Annotated in this window: 14 protein-coding genes; 12 read left to right on the top strand and 2 right to left on the bottom strand. The window is 63.2% G+C overall.

Annotation, left to right across the window (positions count from 1 at the left end; translation table 11 throughout):
* The first annotated feature begins 112 nt into the window (after nt 1-112).
* Both MESCI2_RS0113595 and MESCI2_RS0113590 read left to right on the top strand, forming a co-directional pair.
* Complete coding sequence (locus MESCI2_RS0113595) at nt 113-1,027, top strand: DUF2865 domain-containing protein (RefSeq protein ID WP_027037075.1); 915 nt, start codon at nt 113-115, stop codon at nt 1,025-1,027.
* Nucleotides 1,028-1,143: 116 nt separating this feature from the next.
* Nucleotides 1,144-1,380 (top strand): hypothetical protein, encoded by a 237-nt coding sequence (locus MESCI2_RS0113590; RefSeq protein ID WP_013529265.1) that lies wholly within the window; start codon nt 1,144-1,146, stop codon nt 1,378-1,380.
* An 86-nt stretch (nt 1,381-1,466) separates the two neighbouring features.
* Here the strand turns inward: MESCI2_RS0113590 and MESCI2_RS0113585 are convergent, their stop codons facing one another.
* On the bottom strand, nt 1,467-1,817 hold the full coding sequence (locus MESCI2_RS0113585) for a hypothetical protein (RefSeq protein WP_027037074.1): 351 nt from the start codon (nt 1,815-1,817) through the stop codon (nt 1,467-1,469).
* Between the two features lie 191 nt (nt 1,818-2,008).
* Between MESCI2_RS0113585 and MESCI2_RS0113580 the strand changes: the two genes are divergently transcribed.
* The 7 genes from MESCI2_RS0113580 (at nt 2,009) to phoB (ending at nt 13,275) form a co-directional block, all read left to right on the top strand.
* Complete coding sequence (locus MESCI2_RS0113580; protein WP_027037073.1) at nt 2,009-6,574, top strand: PAS domain-containing protein; 4,566 nt, start codon at nt 2,009-2,011, stop codon at nt 6,572-6,574.
* 520 nt (nt 6,575-7,094) lie between these two features.
* Nucleotides 7,095-8,123 carry a PstS family phosphate ABC transporter substrate-binding protein gene (locus MESCI2_RS0113575; RefSeq protein ID WP_027037072.1) on the top strand — a complete coding sequence of 343 codons (1,029 nt, stop codon included), beginning with the start codon at nt 7,095-7,097 and terminating at the stop codon, nt 8,121-8,123.
* Nucleotides 8,124-8,219: 96 nt separating this feature from the next.
* The gene (gene pstC, locus MESCI2_RS0113570) at nt 8,220-9,686 is read left to right on the top strand and encodes a phosphate ABC transporter permease subunit PstC (RefSeq protein ID WP_027037071.1); all 1,467 of its coding nucleotides are present in this window, start codon (nt 8,220-8,222) and stop codon (nt 9,684-9,686) included.
* The gene (gene pstA / locus MESCI2_RS0113565) at nt 9,683-10,999 is read left to right on the top strand and encodes a phosphate ABC transporter permease PstA (protein ID WP_027037070.1); all 1,317 of its coding nucleotides are present in this window, start codon (nt 9,683-9,685) and stop codon (nt 10,997-10,999) included. The genes pstC and pstA overlap by 4 nt, the downstream gene beginning before the upstream one ends.
* A 17-nt stretch (nt 11,000-11,016) precedes the next feature.
* Complete coding sequence (gene pstB / locus MESCI2_RS0113560) at nt 11,017-11,835, top strand: phosphate ABC transporter ATP-binding protein PstB (RefSeq protein WP_013529271.1); 819 nt, start codon at nt 11,017-11,019, stop codon at nt 11,833-11,835.
* A 26-nt stretch (nt 11,836-11,861) separates the two neighbouring features.
* Nucleotides 11,862-12,569 carry a phosphate signaling complex protein PhoU gene (phoU, locus tag MESCI2_RS0113555; protein WP_027037069.1) on the top strand — a complete coding sequence of 236 codons (708 nt, stop codon included), beginning with the start codon at nt 11,862-11,864 and terminating at the stop codon, nt 12,567-12,569.
* A gap of 16 nt (nt 12,570-12,585) precedes the next feature.
* The gene (gene phoB / locus MESCI2_RS0113550; protein ID WP_010911896.1) at nt 12,586-13,275 is read left to right on the top strand and encodes a phosphate regulon transcriptional regulator PhoB; all 690 of its coding nucleotides are present in this window, start codon (nt 12,586-12,588) and stop codon (nt 13,273-13,275) included.
* A 16-nt stretch (nt 13,276-13,291) separates the two neighbouring features.
* Here phoB and MESCI2_RS0113545 read toward each other — a convergent pair whose 3' ends face one another.
* Nucleotides 13,292-14,539 (bottom strand): ROK family protein, encoded by a 1,248-nt coding sequence (locus MESCI2_RS0113545; RefSeq protein WP_027037068.1) that lies wholly within the window; start codon nt 14,537-14,539, stop codon nt 13,292-13,294.
* 270 nt (nt 14,540-14,809) lie between these two features.
* On the opposite strand from MESCI2_RS0113545, the gene xylF reads away from it, so the two are divergent.
* The 3 genes from xylF to MESCI2_RS0113530 all read left to right on the top strand — a co-directional run bounded on the left by xylF (nt 14,810) and on the right by MESCI2_RS0113530 (nt 18,158).
* Entirely contained in the window at nt 14,810-15,850 is a 1,041-nt protein-coding gene (gene xylF / locus MESCI2_RS0113540) for a D-xylose ABC transporter substrate-binding protein (protein WP_013529274.1), read from the top strand.
* A gap of 143 nt (nt 15,851-15,993) precedes the next feature.
* Nucleotides 15,994-17,346, top strand: a complete 1,353-nt coding sequence (locus MESCI2_RS0113535; RefSeq protein WP_027037067.1) for a sugar ABC transporter permease — start codon at nt 15,994-15,996, stop codon at nt 17,344-17,346.
* Nucleotides 17,347-17,357: 11 nt separating this feature from the next.
* The gene (locus MESCI2_RS0113530; RefSeq protein ID WP_027037066.1) at nt 17,358-18,158 is read left to right on the top strand and encodes an ATP-binding cassette domain-containing protein; all 801 of its coding nucleotides are present in this window, start codon (nt 17,358-17,360) and stop codon (nt 18,156-18,158) included.
* Nucleotides 18,159-18,285: the final 127 nt, after the last annotated feature.

Here is an 18,285-nt window from a genome sequence, read left to right as displayed (position 1 = left end):
GTTATCCAACCGGATGGTCTTGAGATTATTAGAGCTTACTCATGTAGATGAAGCTTGTTGAATTGATGGACTTTGGTTCCAGGTTCTCCGCAAAAAGAGCAGAGTTGTCCCGATGATCCGTTTCTGGCCTTCCATGATGGTCGCATTGATTTCGCTGGCGGCAGTTTTGTTCGGTACGCTTTCGTCCTACGCGGACAGCTGCGGCGCCATCAAAAGCCAGTTGCTTTCGGCAGGCCGCAGCAACGGGGCGAGCCCGGAGCTTGCTCAACTGCGCCGGCAACTTGCAGCCATCCAGACTATCGAGAGACAGCGCCAGTGCACGGCGAAAAGTTCGCTTGGTGGTCTCTTCAACGCTTGCGCCGATCTCGCCAGGAGCCGCTCGGATGTGCAGCGCCGGATCGCTGCCGCCGGGAATTCAGGCCGCGACACAGCGGGCCTGCAGGCGCGCTTCGTGGCGCTTGGCTGCGCCCCCTCGGCAAAGCAACGGCCTGCGCGCGCTGCGCCCGGCACCCAATCGGCGAGCACCACGTTCGCCGGCAATGCGATGCTGTTTTGCGTGCGCCTGTCGGACGGGTATTTCTTCCCGGCGCCAAGATCGCAATTCGCCGCCAGCGGCGATCTGAAAGAGACGGCCGATCAATGCCGTTACATCTGCGATGACCCCGGCGTCGACCTCTATACGTTGAACGACGCCAGCCTCGAAACCGACCAGATGACCGCGCTCGACACGCGCAAACCCTATACCGAGCTGCCGGCAGCCTTCAGATATCGCGATGATGCGAATTTCAAGGCATGCGACGTCAAGCGCTACTATCAGCGGGTCACCGAACTGCGAGCCAGGACCGTGACGCCCGCCAACATGCGCAACGCCATTATTCCGCTGCCGACGGCGAAGCCGGATCTCGGCACGGTTGCGGCCGTCCCCGGGATCGATGCCGAAGCCCCAGGTGCCGCCCAGCACCTTTCGATCGAGGCCGGCGAGCGGCCGGTGCGCTTGGTCGGCCCGGCATTTTTCCCGGCCGAATGATCGCCGGTCTTCCCCGATTGGCGATCACCGATGGTGGGGTGCCTGCGGTGGCGTGATCCGTCTGGAACAGAGGGGCGCTCACGGCGTTGTGATCGACATCAGCCGGGAGAAACGCCGTGGCTACGTTCAGGGAAATGCGGGTGCTGGAGATCGTCGAAGACGACTCGCTGACCACCGAACAGAAAATCGCCGAACTGCGCGAGATCGAATCCGAAGCGCGTGGGCTGCAGCGGGCTGCCTCGGAGGGTCCGATGGATGACGATGACGGCTGGCAGGAAGATCTGCGTCAGGTTCGTCTCGCCCTCGACAAGCTCGGTGCGAAGGAGCCGAAAAAGGGCGCTGCATCACTGTGATGGCCGGTTCACCGAGCTATCCGCGGATCGCGTCTTGATCGCATCCCATCCGAAAACCGGTCCCGCTTTTAGAGACCCGCTCCAATCTAATCGCAGACCATGCGAGCTCTCTTGCCAGGCTCGCTGACGTTCCTGCAGGTCAGCGGTTTCGCCGGCGCCGATAGGGACGCAGACGCAGGCAACCTCGTCTGGTGCCGTCTCGGTGCGGCATGGCTGACCTTGCGCTCGGAAAAACGCCGGGGTGGCTGCGGCGCTACCGGAAAAGCGCCGTTTTCGACCTCGGATTGGCCGTAGTCGACATTCGGTGGCGGCCGATCCCAGATGCGGCGGACATCGAGCGGTCTCGGGATGACGACCGTGCCGTCATAACTGCGCGAGCAACCGCCGCCGAAAAGCAGCGCCAGCCCCATGAAAAAAGGCACAATCCGTCCAAGCATCAGCAATACCCCTGCCGTTGCTTATATAGCGGGTTCGACCCCGCCGACAACCGGGCGGAATGAAGCAGACCGTGCCGCGCAATCCTGTCTAACCGACCCGTTAAGGTTAGCGGATCCTTAATGCTTCTCGGGCACATTCCGCCGACGAACCGCGGAGGAGGGTTCGGCCTTGGTTTCGGGGTGGGGACGGCATGGCGGAAGCGGACGAGACAATCGGCGCGCGCGGCAAGCGCGGGCCTCGCAAATCCACAGCGCATGGCGACGATACCTCATCGTCCGCCTCTTGCGTGGATTCGAACGATGCGCTTCGTCAACTCGTTGAAGCCGGTTCCGACTGGGTCTGGGAGACCGACGCCGAACTGCGCTTCTCCTGGCTTTCGCAAAATTACCAGGCAGCCACCGGCATCGATCCGGCAAACGTGCTTGGCCGGTTCCGCTTCGACTTCCTCAATCAGGTCCTGAACGGCGATCGCAGTGGCGCCGCGCATCTGGAGGATCTGCAGGCGCACCGGCCTTTTCGCGACTTCGTCTATGAGCTCAAGGCTGGCAGCGCCGACTGTCGCTGGGTTTTGACATCAGGCTTTCCAAAGTTCGACGACGAAGGAAGATTTGCCGGCTATCGGGGCATCGGCCGCAACGTCACGGCTCTGGCCGGCGCCTTCAAAAATCTGGGGCAGGAACCATCGGGTGACGGCGAGCCCGACCAGCATCTGGCCGACCTCGAGCGGACGATGGACGCCATGCATATGGGCGTCGTGCTTCTCGATGCCAGGCTCGACACGCTGATCGTCAACAAGGCCTATCGCGACCTCTCGAGGGTTCCGGACGGCGCTGTTGCCGTCGGCGCTCCGTTCAGCCTGTTGATGGAGCTCAACCGCCGCAGCGGCATCTATGGCGAAATCGACGAACAGCAATGGCAGCGCTACCTCGCCACTCGCCTCGACGAGATTCGTGCCGGATCCGTCGCGCCGCGCGAATTTGTCCATGCCAACGGCAGGACGATGATGTTCTCGGTGACGGCGCTTTCAGGCGGCAAGCGGCTGTTGACCTACTATGAGGTCACCGAGATCAAGCAGCGCGATGCGGAGATCAAAAGCGCCAATGCCAGGATCGCCGAGACCTTCGTCAGTCTCCGCACCATGGTCGACCAGATGCCGATCGGTGTCCTCGTCCTCGACGCCGATATGCGCGCCGAGATCATCAACCGTGCTTTCTATGATTTCTGGCAGATCGACGCCCGGCGCGCCGAGATCGGCTGCAGCTTCCGCGATCTGATGGACGCCAGCCGCGACATCGATCCGTTTGGTGCCGACGATGCGTCATGGCAGCGGCATGTCGCCGAGCGCGAGGCGGAAATCAGGGCCGGGATCGCCGCCTCGCGGCAGTTCCCGCGCAATGACGGCCGCACTCTGATATCGTCGATGGCGCCGCTGGCCGGCGGCAAGCGGCTGATCTCCTATGTCGACGTCACCGACATGAAGGACCGGGAGGCCGAACTTGCCGACGCGCTGGAGAAAGCGCGGCTGGCGGAAGCGGTGATCAACGCCGTCAAGGATCCGATCTTCGTCAAGGACGACCATCTGCGTTTCGTCTTCGTCAACGAGGCGTTCGCGGCCCTGTTTGGCCAGACGCCGCAAGCCATGCTCGGCAAGCCCGGCGGCGATTTCCTCCCGACGAACGCTGTCGCGCTTTTCGAGCAGAGCGAACGGGACGTGCTTGCAACCGGACGCGCTTACGAGGTGGAAGAAAACTTCGAGGCCGATGGCGCCAGCCGATCGCGCATCGTCAGGAAGAGCCGCGTCGGCATGGCCAGCGGCCGCAACTACGTTGCCGGCTTCCTGTTCGACATTTCCGACATGAAGCGCCGCGAGACGGAGGCGCAGGACGCGCGCAAGCATCTCGCCAGCGTGCTGGAATCCTTGCCGGCCGCCGTGATCATCTACGATCGCGACGACAGGTTCGTGTTCGCCAACCGCAAGATCCAGGATACGCTGCCGGCCTTGAAGCCGGCATGGCAGCCCGGCTGCACATTCCGCGAAGCACTCGTGCTGGGTCATGCGAACGGCTATTTCCGCAACAGCGGCGATCCGCAAATCGACCAGCTCTACGACAGCGATCATGACCGCTGGCTGGATGCGATCCTCGCCCGCTACCGCTTGCCCAGTTCCTCCTACGAGCGTCATAACCCCGACGGCCGCTGGTATCAGGTCTACGACATGCGGACTGACGATGGCACCTTCATCGGTGTTCGCGTCGACATCTCCGAGATCAAGAGCCGCGAGGCGGCATTGCGCGATTCCATGCGCCAGATCGACCTGTTCCGGCACGTGATGGACGAGTTGCCTGTGGCCGCCTTCATCAAGGCGCAGGACCTGAGCATCGAATTCGTCAACAAGGCCTGGTGCGCGATCACCGGCTTGGCCAAGGAGGATGTCATCGGCCGCACCGACCGGCAGTTGTTCGGCGCGCAGGACGCCGATGGCTACAGCCATGACGACACGCAAGTCGCCGTGACGGGCGTCGTCAGGGAGGTCGAGGAACCCGTCACCCATCGCGACGGCACGGTTCGGCAGTTGATGACGCGCAAGAGCCGCCTGGTGGCGCTGGACGGGTCCGTGCATCTGGTCGGCTCGAGCACCGACATCACCGACGTCAAGGCGCGCGAGCGTGCGCTGGAAGAAAGCATGCGCGAGAACGAGGTGTTCCGCAGCCTGATCGACAACGTGCCGGTATCGATCTACGCCAAGCGCTCCGATCTCAGGCAGTTCTATGTCAACAAGGGCTGGTGCGATCTCACGGGCTTCCGCAAGGAAGAGGCTATCGGCAAGACCGACATCGAGATTTTCGGGCCGGATGGCGAGGCCTTCGTCAATGGCGATCTCGCCGTGCTGCGCACCGGCGAAACCCAGGAGGTCGAAGAGACGGTGACGCTGGCCGACGGCAGCGTCAGGCATCAATTCGCCCGCAAGGGCGCGATGATCGCCTCCGATGGTTCGCTCTATTTGATCGGTTCGACCACCGACATCACCGAGCTGAAGATGCGGGAGGCCGAACTGCGCGAGGCGCGTCAGCGCGCCGTGCTCGCTGACCGCGCCAAGTCGGAATTCCTCGCCAATATGAGCCATGAGATTCGCACGCCGATGAACGGCGTGCTCGGTATGGCCGAACTGCTGGCCAAATCGGACCTCGACCCGAAGCAGAAGACGTTTACCGACATCATCGTGAAGTCGGGCAATGCGCTGCTCACCATCATCAACGACATACTGGACTTCTCCAAGATCGATGCCGGTCAGCTGGTGCTCGATCCGGCGCCCTTCAATCTTGCCGAGGCGATCGAGGACGTGGCGACGCTGGTGTCGACACGCGCCAAGGAAAAGGATCTCGAGCTGATCGTACGTGTCGAGCCTCGGCTGGAAAGCCTGTTCATCGGCGATGTCGGCCGTATCAGGCAGATCGTCACCAACCTGCTCGGCAATGCGGTGAAATTCACCGATGAAGGCCATGTGCTGGTCGACGTCACCGGCGAGAGGGTTCCGACCGGAACGAAGCTCACCATCTCGGTCACCGATACCGGTATCGGTATCCCCGAGGAAAAACTGAAACTGGTGTTCGAGAAATTCAGCCAGGTCGACACCTCGTCGACGAGGCGACACGAGGGGACCGGCCTCGGCCTCGCCATCACCTCGCGGCTCGTCGAGCTGATGGGCGGCGACATCGGGGTGGAAAGTGCGGAAGGCAGGGGCTCGACGTTCTGGTTCTCGGTGACGCTGCCGAGGGCCGGACAGCAGAACGGACGACGCATCATGCCGATCGACGTAACCGGCGCGCGCGTGCTGATCGTCGACGACAATGCAGTGAACAGGGCGATCCTGACCGAGCAGATGACATCGTGGACGTTCGATTCCTGCGCCGCCGAAAGCGGCGCCGAAGGCCTCAAGGTGCTGATCGCCGCCGCCGCCTATGGCGTGCCGGTCGACTGCGTCGTGCTCGACTACCAGATGCCTGAAATGAGCGGCGCCGAAATGGCTCGGATCGTGCGCAACACCGCCGGCCTTGCCGGCACGCCGATCATCATGCTGACTTCGGTCGACCAGTCGCTCGCCAACACCAGCTATCGCGATCTCGGCATCGATGCCCAGCTGATCAAGCCGGCGCGCTCTTCGGTGCTGCTGGAGACGCTGGTCGCCACCATCCAGCGGCATCGCCACAACACTGGCGGCAGCGACGCGCTGCCGCTCGCAGTCGACGTCGCTGCGAGTTATGTGACGCGGCCGCCGCCCTCGGCGCCGTCCGAACAGCGGGCGCTGCTGCAGCCGCCTTCGATTCGCCCCCGGCCCGCCGCGACGGGCGGTGGCGACAGGCTGGACATCCTGGTGGCCGAGGACAATGAGGTGAACCAGATGGTGTTCACCCAGATCCTCGGCGAGACCGGTTATGGTTTCGAGATCGTCGGCAATGGCCGCAAGGCGCTCGACGCCTTCGGCCGGCTCAACCCGTGCATGATCCTGATGGATGTCTCGATGCCGGAGATGAACGGTCTCGAAGCGACCGCCGCCATTCGCCGGCTGGAGGCAGAAACCGGCACGCATGTGCCGATCGTCGGCGTCACCGCGCATGCGCTGAAGGGCGACCGCGAGCGTTGCCTGGAGGCAGGCATGGACGACTATCTGCCCAAGCCGATCAGTCCCCGGGCGTTGCTCGAGAAAGTCGAGCGCTGGGTCGGCGCCAGCCGGCAGGCTCAGCGCAACGCCGGGTAAGGGGCGGCTCGCGCCAGCTCTGCCCGAGCGCGGGGAACGCGGCGGAGATTCGCGCCCCCGCCAGCGCCAAGACTATGGCGCGATCGCACCATATCAAAGGCGGCATCCAGCCGGGACAATGGCCACATTCGAATTCCGCTCTTCCCAGTTACGGGCGGGAGCAGCGACCGCCGGCATGAGACAGCGTCAACCTACCCCAACGGACCTGTTTTCGGCGATGGCCCGGCCACGACTCCGTCTGGCTGTGAGCAACGCGCTCCCGTCCGGCTTTTCTTCATAGAGGCCGGCCGATCCCCAAATCGCCGGCCAGCCTCGGTCAAAATAGAGCAAGTCCCTGATTCCGGTGACAAAGCCGGGCTGCGTTGGGAGTGCCGGCCAGGCGGCATTCTGCTGATCCCGATGACGCGTTACCGGGGTGACATCAAACTGTCATGCGACTGTTATAATCGAAGGCTATTGGCCTCAGCGGGCGCCGACTGACGAGCGCCGAGAGACCATCTTCCGAACAGGAGCAGGCCACATGAAGAAATTCCTCTATACGGCGTCGGCCGCTGCGCTTGCGCTCGCCGCGTCGTCCGGCTTCGCCGCCGCGCGCGACCAGATCCAGGTCGCCGGATCATCGACTGTGTTACCTTATGCCAAGATCGTCGCCGAGCAGTTCGGCGAAACATTCACCAACTTCAAGACCCCGGTCGTCGAATCCGGCGGCAGCGGCGCCGGCATCAAGGAATTCTGCAAGGGCGTCGGCGAAGACACGATCGACATCGCCAACTCGTCGCGTCCGATCAAGGCGGACGAACTCAAGTCCTGCGCCGACGCCGGCGTGAAGGACGTCCAGGAAGTCCGGATCGGCTATGACGGCATTGTCTTCGCCACCGACATCAAGGGCCCGGACTGGGCGCTGGTTCCCGCCGACATCTACAAGGCGCTCGCAGCCAAGCTGGTCGTCGACGGCAAGCTCGTCGACAATCCGAACACCAAGTGGAGCCAGGTCAATCCGAAGCTGCCCGACTGGGACATCGCCGCCTACATTCCGGGCGAAAAGCATGGCACGCGCGAAGTGTTCGAAACCAAGCTTCTCGATGCCGGCTGTGACAAGACTGCTCTCAAGGCCGCCGGCATTGCCGACGACAAGGAAATCGGCAAAACCTGCATCGCCATCCGCAAGGACGGCAAGGCCGTCGACATCGATGGCGACTACACCGAGACGCTCGCCCGCATCGACTCCAACAAGACCGGCGTCGGCGTGTTCGGCCTCGCCTTCTATGAGAACAATGCCGACAAGCTGAAGGTCGCCACCGTGGAAGGCATCGTGCCTTCGACCGAGACGATCGCCAGCGGCAAGTATCCCGTCTCGCGCCCGCTGTTCTTCTATGTCAAGAAGGCGCATCTGGGCGTCGTTCCCGGCCTCAAGGAATATGTCGAGTTCTTCCTCGACGACCAGATGGTTGGCCCGGAAAGCCCGCTCGCCGAATACGGCCTCGTTGCTGCTCCCGATGCCGAGCGTCAGGCCCAGCGTGACGCTTTCGCTGCCGGAAAGTCGATGTAATCAAGCTGCCGAACCGGGGTGCGGGCCTGATCCGCGCCCCGGTTTCACCGCAGGCCGCAATGGCGGCTGCGTAAGAATTTCTCTTGGGGTGGGTCCATGTCGTCCTTGCTCGTACTGGCCATCGTCGTTGCCGTCGGCCTGGTTGCCTTTTTCATCGGCCGGCAGCGTGCCGCGGCCCAGGACAATGGCAAGGTCAAGCCGCATTCGCGCGCCCACTATCATGGCTGGTGGGCCTTCCTGCTCGCCGTCCTGCCTGCACTTTTGCTGCTTGCCGTCTGGGCCGTCGGTTCTTCGGTCTATCTTGACCGACACATCCATGCTGCCTTGCCCGAGCGCACCGTCGACAGCAAGGTTGCCAGCGAGGCACTGGATGTCAGCCTGGTAAAGAGCCTCGCCAGGGGGCTGCGCAAACTCGATGCTGGCACACTGGCCGCAATGCCTGCCAGCTTTGCCGAGTTGCAGCCGCTGCTCGCCGCCAAGGGCGTGGCACTGGCGAGCGACACGCAGGATTACATGATCCCGATCGCCGTCGAGGCGAACAAGGTCCAGGACCGGCTCGGCCTGTTCGGCGCCATTGTCATTCTCGCTTCCTCGATCGCCGGCGCCTTCTATGCGCTCAGGCAGATCGCGCCGCGCGCCAGGGCGCGCAACAATGTCGAGCGGTTGATGCTGTGGGGCCTGCTTGCCGCCTCCACCATCGCCATCCTCACCACCATCGGCATCGTGCTTTCGATGCTGTTCCAGACGATCACCTTCTTCGAGAGCGTCTCGCCGATGAGTTTCTTCTTCGGCACCGTCTGGGATCCGCGTTTTGCCGCTGCCGGTTCGGGCGGCAGCCAGGGCCAGTTCGGTCTGATCCCGCTTCTTGCGGGCACGCTCTACATCGCCGCCGTCGCGCTGCTGGTTGCGGTGCCGGTCGGGCTGATGTCGGCTGTCTACATGGCCGAATATGCAACGCCCAAGGTGCGCTCGGTGGTCAAGCCGGCGCTTGAACTGCTGGCCGGCATACCGACCATCGTCTACGGCATCTTCGCCGTCGTTACGCTTGGGCCGTTCCTGCGCGACCTGTCCGCGGCGCTGACCGGCGGTTCCCCCTTCATCCAGGGCCAGAGCATCTTCACCGCCGGCCTGGTCATGGGCGTCATGCTGATCCCGGTCGTGTCCTCTCTCTCAGACGACATCATAACCGCGGTGCCACGCGCCATGCGCGACGGGTCGCTCGGCCTTGGCGCGACCCGCTCCGAGACGATCAAGCGGGTGATCCTGCCGGCTGCACTGCCCGGCATCGTCGGCGCCATCCTGCTGACTGCCTCGCGCGCCATCGGTGAAACGATGATTGTCGTGCTGGCGGCGGGCGTCGCCGCCAACCTGACCATCAACCCGTTCGAGGCGATGACGACCATCACCGTCAAGATCGTCAACCAGCTCACCGGCGACCTCGAGTTCAATTCGCCGCAGACGCTGGTCGCCTTCGCGCTCGGCCTGACGCTGTTCGCGCTGACGCTGGTGATGAATATCGTCGCGCTCTACATCGTGCGCAAATATCGGGAGCAGTACGAATGACCGACATTCCCATGGATACGATGGTCAGGGCGGCGGCCCATCCGCGCCGCGACATCGGCCTGAAGGCCCGTTACGCCGCCGAACGCCGTTTCCGCATCTATGGCGTCGTGGCGATTTCCGTAGGCCTGGCGTTCCTGGCAATCATGCTGATCACCATCGTCTCGAAAGGCTACACCGCCTTCTGGCAGACGACGGTGTCACTGCCGATCACGTTCGACGAGAAGGTGATCGATCCTTCCGGCAAGCGCGCAACCGATCCGAGCGTTCTGATCAAGGCGAATTATCCCAAGCTCGCCGAAAACGCGCTGGTGGCCAAGCTCGGCATCTCTCCTGATGACAAGCCGGCGATCAAGCAGCTCAAGGGCTTCCTGTCCGAAGGCGCCCGTGTCCAGTTGCGCGACATCGTTGCCGCCGATCCCTCCGTGATAGGCACGACACGCGACGTCAACATCCTCGCCGCCGCCAATCTCGACTCGGCTTTCAAGGGCCAGATCGACCTCAGTGTCGAGGAAGCGCGACGCAAGGTGTCGGACCAGCAGATCACCTGGATGAACAAGCTCAAGGCCGAGGGCGTGATGGCCGAGCACTTCAACAGCGGCCTGTTCACCTACGGCGCCTCCAGCCGCCCGGAAACCTCGGGCATGGGCGTGGCGATCATCGGCTCGTTTTACATGATGGTGATCGTGTTGCTCTTGGCGCTGCCGATCGGCGTCGCCGCCTCCATCTATCTGGAGGAGTTCGCCAAAAAGAACCGTTTCACCGACCTCATCGAGGTCAACATCAACAATCTGGCAGCGGTGCCGTCAATCGTCTTCGGCTTGCTCGGCCTCGCGGTGTTCATCAATTTCCTGGGCATGCCGCGCTCCGCCGCTTTCGTCGGCGGCCTGGTGCTGACACTGATGACGCTGCCGACGATCATCATCGCGACGCGCGCCGCACTTGCCGCGGTGCCGCCGTCGATCCGCTCGGCGGCTCTCGGTCTTGGCGCCTCCAAGATGCAGATGGTGTTCCAGCACATCCTGCCGCTTGCCGCACCCGGCATCCTCACCGGCACCATTATCGGTCTTGCGCGCGCGCTCGGCGAAACCGCGCCGCTGCTCTTGATCGGCATGGTCGCTTTCGTCGCCGATCCACCGACGACGCCTTTCGATCCGGCCACCGCGCTGCCGGTGCAGATCTATATGTGGGCGAACGAGGCCGAACGCGCCTTCGTCGAGCGCATGTCGGGCGCCATCATTATCCTGCTCGTCTTCCTCATGGCCATGAACATCACCGCGATCGTGCTTCGGCGTCGGTTCGAGCGGCGCTGGTAGAAAAAAGGCATTTTGGTATGAACATCATGACCGAACAGTCCCTTGAAAACGCAGTGGGCGACAAGATGAAGTCGAACGAAGTGATCAAAATGCGCGGCGACAAGGTCGGCGTGTTCTACGGCGAGAAGCAGGCGCTGTTCGATGTCGATCTCGACGTCCGCCTCAATCAGGTGACGGCGCTGATCGGCCCCTCCGGCTGCGGCAAATCCACCTTCCTGCGCTGCCTCAACCGCATGAACGACACCATCGATTCAGCACGGGTAACCGGCAAGATCACGCTCGACGAAGAAGACATCTACGACAAGAACATCGATGTCGTCGAACTCAGGGCGCGCGTCGGCATGGTGTTCCAGAAACCCAATCCGTTCCCCAAGTCGATCTACGAGAACGTCGCCTATGGGCCGCGCATCCACGGATTGGCCAAGCGCAAGGCCGACATGGATCAGATCGTCGAGTCGAGCCTGAAGAAGGCGGCAATCTGGAACGAGGTCAAGGACCGTTTGCAGGAACCTGGCACGGGTCTTTCCGGTGGCCAGCAGCAGCGTCTGTGCATTGCACGCGCCATCGCCGTGTCACCCGAGGTGATCCTGATGGACGAACCGTGTTCGGCGCTCGACCCGATCGCCACCGCTCGCGTCGAGGAACTGATCGACGAACTGCGTCAGAACTATACGATCGTCATCGTCACCCATTCGATGCAGCAGGCAGCGCGCGTGTCGCAGCGCACCGCGATGTTCCATCTAGGCTATCTGGTCGAGGAGGGCGCCACCGACAAGATGTTCACCACCCCCGACGACAAACGCACCCAGGACTACATCACCGGCCGGTTCGGCTGAGCTCAGGCATATGAGGGACGAAGATCATGGGTGAACATACCGTCGCATCTTTCGATGAGGATCTGGAGCAGATCAGCCAGCTGATCCGCGACATGGGCGATCTCGCCCGCTCGATGGTCGGCGGCTCGACCAGGGCTTTGCTCAATTCGGACAATGCGCTGGCGCAGCGCGTGGTTTCCGACGATGCCATCATGGATGCCCGCCAGCGCGAGCTGGACGATCGCGCCATCACGCTGATCGCCAAGCGCCAGCCAATGGCCAACGATCTGCGTGCGGTGGTCGGTTCGATCCGCATGGCCGGCGACCTCGAGCGCATCGGCGACCTTGCCAAGAACATCGCCAAGCGTGTCGGCACTGTCGGGCTGAGCGTCACGCCGCACGACCTTTCGCATTCGATCGACGCGATGGCGCAGCTGGTGCTGATCCAGGTGCAGGGGGTCGTCGACGAGTATGCCGCCGCTGACCCGGCAGCGCTTGCCACGCTCAGAAACAATGACGAACGCATCGACGTCAAATACACCTCGGTGTTCCGCGAGCTGCTGACCTACATGATGGAAGATCCCCGCAACATCACGGCGTGCACGCACTTGTTGTTTTGCGCCAAGAACCTCGAGCGGATCGGCGACCACGTGACCAACATCGCCGAAAATGCCTATTATGTTTTGACCGGCACGCAGCTGCCAGCCAATCGTCCGAAGCAGGACGAGACGGCAATGTCCGCGCCAGCGGCATAACAGGGGTGACCAGCCGATGATCGCGCCACGCATCATGGTGGTGGAGGATGAGGAGCCGCTAGGCGTGCTGCTCCGCTACAATCTTGAATCCGAAGGTTACCAGGTCGAGGTGGTGACGCGCGGCGACGAGGCCGAAATCCGGCTGCAGGAGAACGTTCCCGACCTTCTGGTGCTCGACTGGATGGTGCCTGCGGTTTCCGGCATCGAACTCTGCCGGCGCCTGCGGATGCGTCCCGAGACCGAGCGGCTGCCGATCATCATGCTGACCGCACGAGGCGAGGAAAGCGACCGCGTGCGCGGCCTGTCGACCGGTGCCGACGATTATCTGGTCAAGCCTTTCTCGACGCCGGAGTTCATGGCCAGGGTCAAGGCGCTGCTGCGCCGGGCCAAGCCGGAAGTGCTGTCCAGCGTGCTCAAGGTCGGCGACATCGTGCTCGATCGCGAGTCGCACCGTGTCTATCGCAAGAAGAGCGAAATCCGGCTTGGGCCGACGGAATTCCGCCTGCTCGAATTCATGATGCGCCATCCAGGCCGTGTGTTCTCGCGCAGCCAGCTGCTCGACAATGTCTGGGGCGAGACGATCTACATCGACGAGCGCACGGTCGATGTGCATGTCGGCCGGCTGCGCAAGGCGGTCAACAACGGCCGCATGCCCGATGTCATCCGCACGATCCGTGGGGCGGGCTACGCGATCCGCGAGGACTGAACCCCCTCGTTTGAACTCACGCCACGTTCTTGCCGCCAAAACCGGATCTCGCCTGCACGCCCGGCGCAAAAATCTCCTGATCGACGAAGATCAGCGCCCGCATGGCGCAGCCTTCGCGGATCAGCGGCAGTTCGTTCGGCTCGGTGTCGAAGGAAATCGATTTGGAATGCTGGCCGCCGGCGGTCTGGGCAATCGCTTGCCGCAATGCCGGCTCGATCAGGTCGAAGGCGGCGGCGCTGACGCCGACCATGGCGACCGGCGCCGGATCGATCAGCGCGAACAGGCTGCCGAGGCCGTAGCCGAGCGCTTCGCCGGCCTTGCGATAGGCTTCCCGTTCGGGTCCTTCCCTTTCGCGGGCGGCGGCAGCCAGGGCGCGCATGTCGGCGTCGCTGACATCGGCGACGGGTTCTGCATCTTCGCCCATCTGCCTGGCGTTGCGCCAGATGGCATAATTGCCGGCATAGGCCTCGACGCAGCCGCGCCGTCCGCAGCGACATAGCGCGCCGTTCGGCCGATGGATCATGTGGCCGAATTCGCCGCCCGAGGAATGGGTGCCGGTGAACAATTCGCCCTTCAGCACCAGCCCCATGCCGATGCCGTGCGACAAAAGGATAGCGATGAAATCGTCGCGGTAACGATCAGGGTCGCGCCAGCGCAGCGCCACCGCCATCATGTTGCAGTCATTCTCCATGATGGCAGGGATGCCGAACTCGTCTTCGAATATGTCGGCGAAGGCGATGTCGGTGTGCGGCGTGATCGGCGACCACAGCATGGCGCGGGCACGGGTGTCGGTGATGCCCTGGATGGCCAGCGCGATACGGGCGATGCTGCGCACGTCCAGGTCGGGATCTTCCAGGCGGCGCCGAACGATTGCCGTGCATTCACCGATCAGCGACTCGCGCGACATCGTCAGCGTGTCCAGCCGGCGCTGTTCCTCGGATATCACCTGGCCGGCATAGTCGATGACGGCGACGGAGAGGAAGTTCAGCGACAGCACCACGGTCATTACCGCGGCCGCTTCCGGATTGAGGCCGAGGCCGACCTGCGGCCGGCCACGTTTGAGCGAGCCGGCCTCGCTCGGCTTGCTTTCGGTCAGGATGCCTTCGACGATCAGGTCGGATGAGATCGCCGAGATGGTCGAATGGCTGAGGCTTGTCGTCGCGGCGATCTCGGTGCGCGACGGCTGTCCGGCACGGCGCACCGCCGCGATCACCATCGCGCGGTTGCGGCGGCGCAAATCGTCGTGGCGGATTCCGACCGACATGCTCTTTCATATCCTCCCGGTCGCCGCGGTTCTTCCTGCCCCTGGAACGCTGTCGGTGACGCGGGTAAATACTGGCAGAAGCTGCACGCCCTGTCATTTATTTATTCCGAGCCTCGAAAAAAATTCGAAACGACATCAAAATCCATCAGAATCGATGTTGACAGCGTTCGGGCGTTGGCCCAGTATTTTTTCGAGGCTCGAAAAAATAGAGCCTCTGTGCCGGCCCTCGGGTCAGTTTGGTCGCGCCATACGCGGCGCAGGGAGGATAATATGAAAAGATTCACAGCCGCCATCCTGGCGGGTGCCGCCATGTCGCTGACGCTCGCGTCTGTCGCGCAGGCGAAGGACAAGGTCGTCGGCGTTTCGTGGTCCAACTTCCAGGAAGAACGCTGGAAGACCGACGAGGCCGCCATGAAGACGGCGATCGAGGCCGCCGGCGATAAGTACATCTCCGCCGATGCGCAGTCGAATCCCGGCAAGCAGCTTACCGATGTCGAAAGCCTGATCTCGCAGGGCGCCAATTCCCTGATCATCCTGGCGCAGGATGCGTCGGCCATCGGCCCGGCCGTGCAGAAGGCACTGGACGAAGGCATTCCGGTCGTCGGCTATGACCGGCTGATCGAGAACAAGGACGTCTTCTACCTGACCTTCGACAACAAGGAAGTCGGCCGCATGCAGGCCCGCGAAGTGTTCAAGGTCAAGCCGGAAGGCAACTACGTCTTCATCAAGGGCTCCGGTGCCGATCCCAATGCCGACTTCCTGTTCTCGGGCTCGATGGAAGTGCTCAAGGAAGCCATCGACAGCGGCAAGATCAAGAATGTCGGCGAAGCCTACACGGATGGCTGGCTGCCCGCCAACGCCCAGAAGAACATGGAGCAGTTCCTGACCGCCAACGACAACAAGGTCGACGCGGTGGTCGCGGCCAATGACGGCACTGCCGGTGGCGTCGTCGCGGCGCTGACGGCTCAAGGCTTGGCCGGCACCGTGCCGGTCTCGGGTCAGGACGGCGACCACGCCGCGCTGAACCGCATCGCCCTCGGCACGCAAACCGTGTCGGTGTGGAAGGACGCGCGCGAACTCGGCAAGAATGCCGCCGAGATCGCCTCGCAACTGGCCGACGGCAAGAAGACAAGCGACATCGCCGGCGCCAAGGACTTCACGACGCCGGGCGGCAACACCGTCAAGTCGCTGTTCCTGACCCCGGTTGCCATCACCAAGGACAATCTCAACGTCGTCATCGACGCTGGCTGGATCAAGAAGGACGAAGTCTGCGCGGGTGTCGCCGCCGGCACCGTCGCGGCCTGTAACTGATCCGGACCACTTCGAAATATCTGAACGCCGCGGCCCAAAAAGCCGCGGCGTTTTCTCAAAGAATTGTGTTTCCGCATCTTGCGGATAGCTTCTAGGCTGGGCTCCGGCATGCACGTCAGACGGCCAGCCGGTGGGAGGAAACCATGACCGATACGACGTCAAACCCGCAGACCGATACGGCGCGCGCGTCGGAACTCGGCGCCGTCGCCCGGTTCCTGAAGGCGACCGAGATCGATACCCGCATGCTCGGCATGATCGGCGCGCTGCTGGTCATCTGGATTGGGCTGCATGTCATTTCCAGCCTGCGCCTTGGCGTCAACCCGCTCGATTTCGACAGCCGCACCTTTCTCACGCCGCGCAATCTGTGGAACCTGTCGGTGCAGACATCCGCGGTTGCCATCATGGCCTGCGGCATGGTGCTGGTCATCGTCATGCGCAACATCGACCTGTCGGTCGGTTCCGCCGAGGGCCTGATCGGGATGGTGATGGGATTTGCCCAGGTGCATTTCCTGGTGCGCTTTGTCGGCCTCGAACTCGGCAATCCGTGGATCTGGGTCCTGGCGCTGGTCATCGGCTTGGCGCTCGGCCTGTTGATCGGCGCCTTTCAAGGCTTCGTCATCGCCTATCTCGAAGTGCCCGCCTTTATCGTGACGCTGGGCGGCCTGCTGGTCTGGCGCGGTGCCGCCTGGTGGGTCACATCAGGCCAGACCGTGGCGCCGCTTGACGCCACCTTTCAGCTGATGGGCGGCGGGCCGGCGGGATCGATCGGCGCGACCTGGAGCTGGGTCGTCGGGATCGTCGCCTGCCTGGCCGTGGTGTTTGGGCTGTTCAACGGGCGGGTGCAGCGCAAGCGTTTCCGGTTTCCGCTGCGTCCGATCTGGGCCGAGGCGCTGCTCGGTGTCGTCACCTGCGGCGCCATCATGGGTGCGGTCTGGCTCGCCAACTCCTACCCCTGGCCGATCGGCATCGTGAACAGATATGCGGCCGCCAACAACATCACCGTTCCCGAAGGCGGCCTGTTCATCGCCCACGGTATCGCGATACCGGTGCTGATGGCGGTCGCCGTCGGGCTGGTCATGACCTTCATCACCAACCGCACCCGTTTCGGCCGCTACGTCTTCGCCATCGGCGGCAATCCCGAGGCGGCCAATCTCGCCGGCATCAACACGCGCTGGATCACCATGAAGGTGTTCATGATCATGGGCGTGCTGGCCACGATCGCCGCGGCGATCTCCTCGGCCCGGCAGAATTCGGCCACCAACGTGCTTGGAACGCTCGACGAGCTGCTCGTCATTGCAGCCGCCGTGATCGGCGGCACGTCGCTGGCCGGCGGGTCGGGAACGATCATCGGCGCCATGCTCGGCGCCCTGCTGATGCAGTCGCTGCAGTCCGGAATGGTGCTGCTTGGCGTCGACTCGCCGCTGCAGAGCATCGTCGTCGGCGCCGTACTGGTGATCGCCGTGTGGCTCGACACCGTCTATCGCAAGCGCGTCTAGGAGGGCATGCCATGACTGACAAGACTGCTCCTGCAGCCACCGCGCTGATCGACATGAGGAACATCTCGATCGCGTTTGGCGGCATCCGCGCCGTCGACGACGCCTCGATCGATCTTTTCCCCGGCGAGGTCGTGGCGCTGCTCGGCCACAATGGCGCCGGCAAGTCGACATTGATCAAGATCCTGTCCGGCGCCTACAAGCGCGATTCGGGCCAGATCTTCGTCAACGGCGAGGAGGCATCGATCTCCAATCCACGCGACGCCAAGAAATACGGCATCGAGACGATCTACCAGACACTGGCGTTGGCCGACAATGTCGATGCCGCCGCCAATCTGTTCCTCGGCCGCGAGCTGATGAACGCCTGGGGCACGCTCGACGACGTTGCCATGGAGGCCGAGGCGCGCAAGGTGATGGGTCGGCTCAATCCCCGGTTCCAGCGCTTCAAGGAGCCGGTGATCAAGCTGTCGGGCGGCCAGCGGCAATCGGTGGCGATCGCGCGTGCGATCCTGTTCAACGCCCGCATCCTGATCATGGACGAGCCCACGGCGGCCCTTGGTCCGCAGGAAACGGCGCAGGTCGGCGAACTGGTCAAGCAGCTCAAGTCCGACGGCATCGGCATCTTCCTGATCAGCCACGACATCCACGATGTGTTCGAGCTTGCCGACCGGGTCTGCGTCATGAAGAACGGCCAGGTCGTCGGCACCGCCCGCACCACTGATGTCACCCAGGATGAGGTCCTGGGCATGATCATTCTGGGCAAATGCCCGCCAGGCGCCATTCCCGGACCGGGCGCGCTGAAGATCGCGGCCTGAGATCAAGCCAGATCGCGGTTGCCGGACACGTGATATGCCAGCCGCAAGGATGGCTTGGCCTTGGCATTGTGTTGGCACGGCGACTTGCGCATAAAGGTCCGACATTGCTCAGGGACCGCACGATCCG

It is taken from the genome of Mesorhizobium ciceri WSM4083, assembly GCF_000519305.1.
GTDB lineage: Bacteria > Pseudomonadota > Alphaproteobacteria > Rhizobiales > Rhizobiaceae > Mesorhizobium > Mesorhizobium ciceri_B.
Note: the sequence above shows the minus strand (reverse complement) of the source record. Positions and strands in the feature narration are given on the sequence as shown.

What these genes read in the sequence shown, in the direction of transcription:
- MESCI2_RS0113595 (WP_027037075.1), top strand. Translation starts at nt 113, where the DNA reads ATGATCCGTTTCTGGCCTTCCATGATGGTCGCATTGATTTCGCTGGCG.
- MESCI2_RS0113585 (WP_027037074.1), bottom strand. Translation starts at nt 1,817, where the DNA reads ATGCTTGGACGGATTGTGCCTTTTTTCATGGGGCTGGCGCTGCTTTTC.
- MESCI2_RS0113580 (WP_027037073.1), top strand. Translation starts at nt 2,009, where the DNA reads ATGGCGGAAGCGGACGAGACAATCGGCGCGCGCGGCAAGCGCGGGCCT.
- MESCI2_RS0113575 (WP_027037072.1), top strand. Translation starts at nt 7,095, where the DNA reads ATGAAGAAATTCCTCTATACGGCGTCGGCCGCTGCGCTTGCGCTCGCC.
- pstC (WP_027037071.1), top strand. Translation starts at nt 8,220, where the DNA reads ATGTCGTCCTTGCTCGTACTGGCCATCGTCGTTGCCGTCGGCCTGGTT.
- pstA (WP_027037070.1), top strand. Translation starts at nt 9,683, where the DNA reads ATGACCGACATTCCCATGGATACGATGGTCAGGGCGGCGGCCCATCCG.
- pstB (WP_013529271.1), top strand. Translation starts at nt 11,017, where the DNA reads ATGAACATCATGACCGAACAGTCCCTTGAAAACGCAGTGGGCGACAAG.
- phoU (WP_027037069.1), top strand. Translation starts at nt 11,862, where the DNA reads ATGGGTGAACATACCGTCGCATCTTTCGATGAGGATCTGGAGCAGATC.
- phoB (WP_010911896.1), top strand. Translation starts at nt 12,586, where the DNA reads ATGATCGCGCCACGCATCATGGTGGTGGAGGATGAGGAGCCGCTAGGC.
- MESCI2_RS0113545 (WP_027037068.1), bottom strand. Translation starts at nt 14,539, where the DNA reads ATGTCGGTCGGAATCCGCCACGACGATTTGCGCCGCCGCAACCGCGCG.
- xylF (WP_013529274.1), top strand. Translation starts at nt 14,810, where the DNA reads ATGAAAAGATTCACAGCCGCCATCCTGGCGGGTGCCGCCATGTCGCTG.
- MESCI2_RS0113535 (WP_027037067.1), top strand. Translation starts at nt 15,994, where the DNA reads ATGACCGATACGACGTCAAACCCGCAGACCGATACGGCGCGCGCGTCG.
- MESCI2_RS0113530 (WP_027037066.1), top strand. Translation starts at nt 17,358, where the DNA reads ATGACTGACAAGACTGCTCCTGCAGCCACCGCGCTGATCGACATGAGG.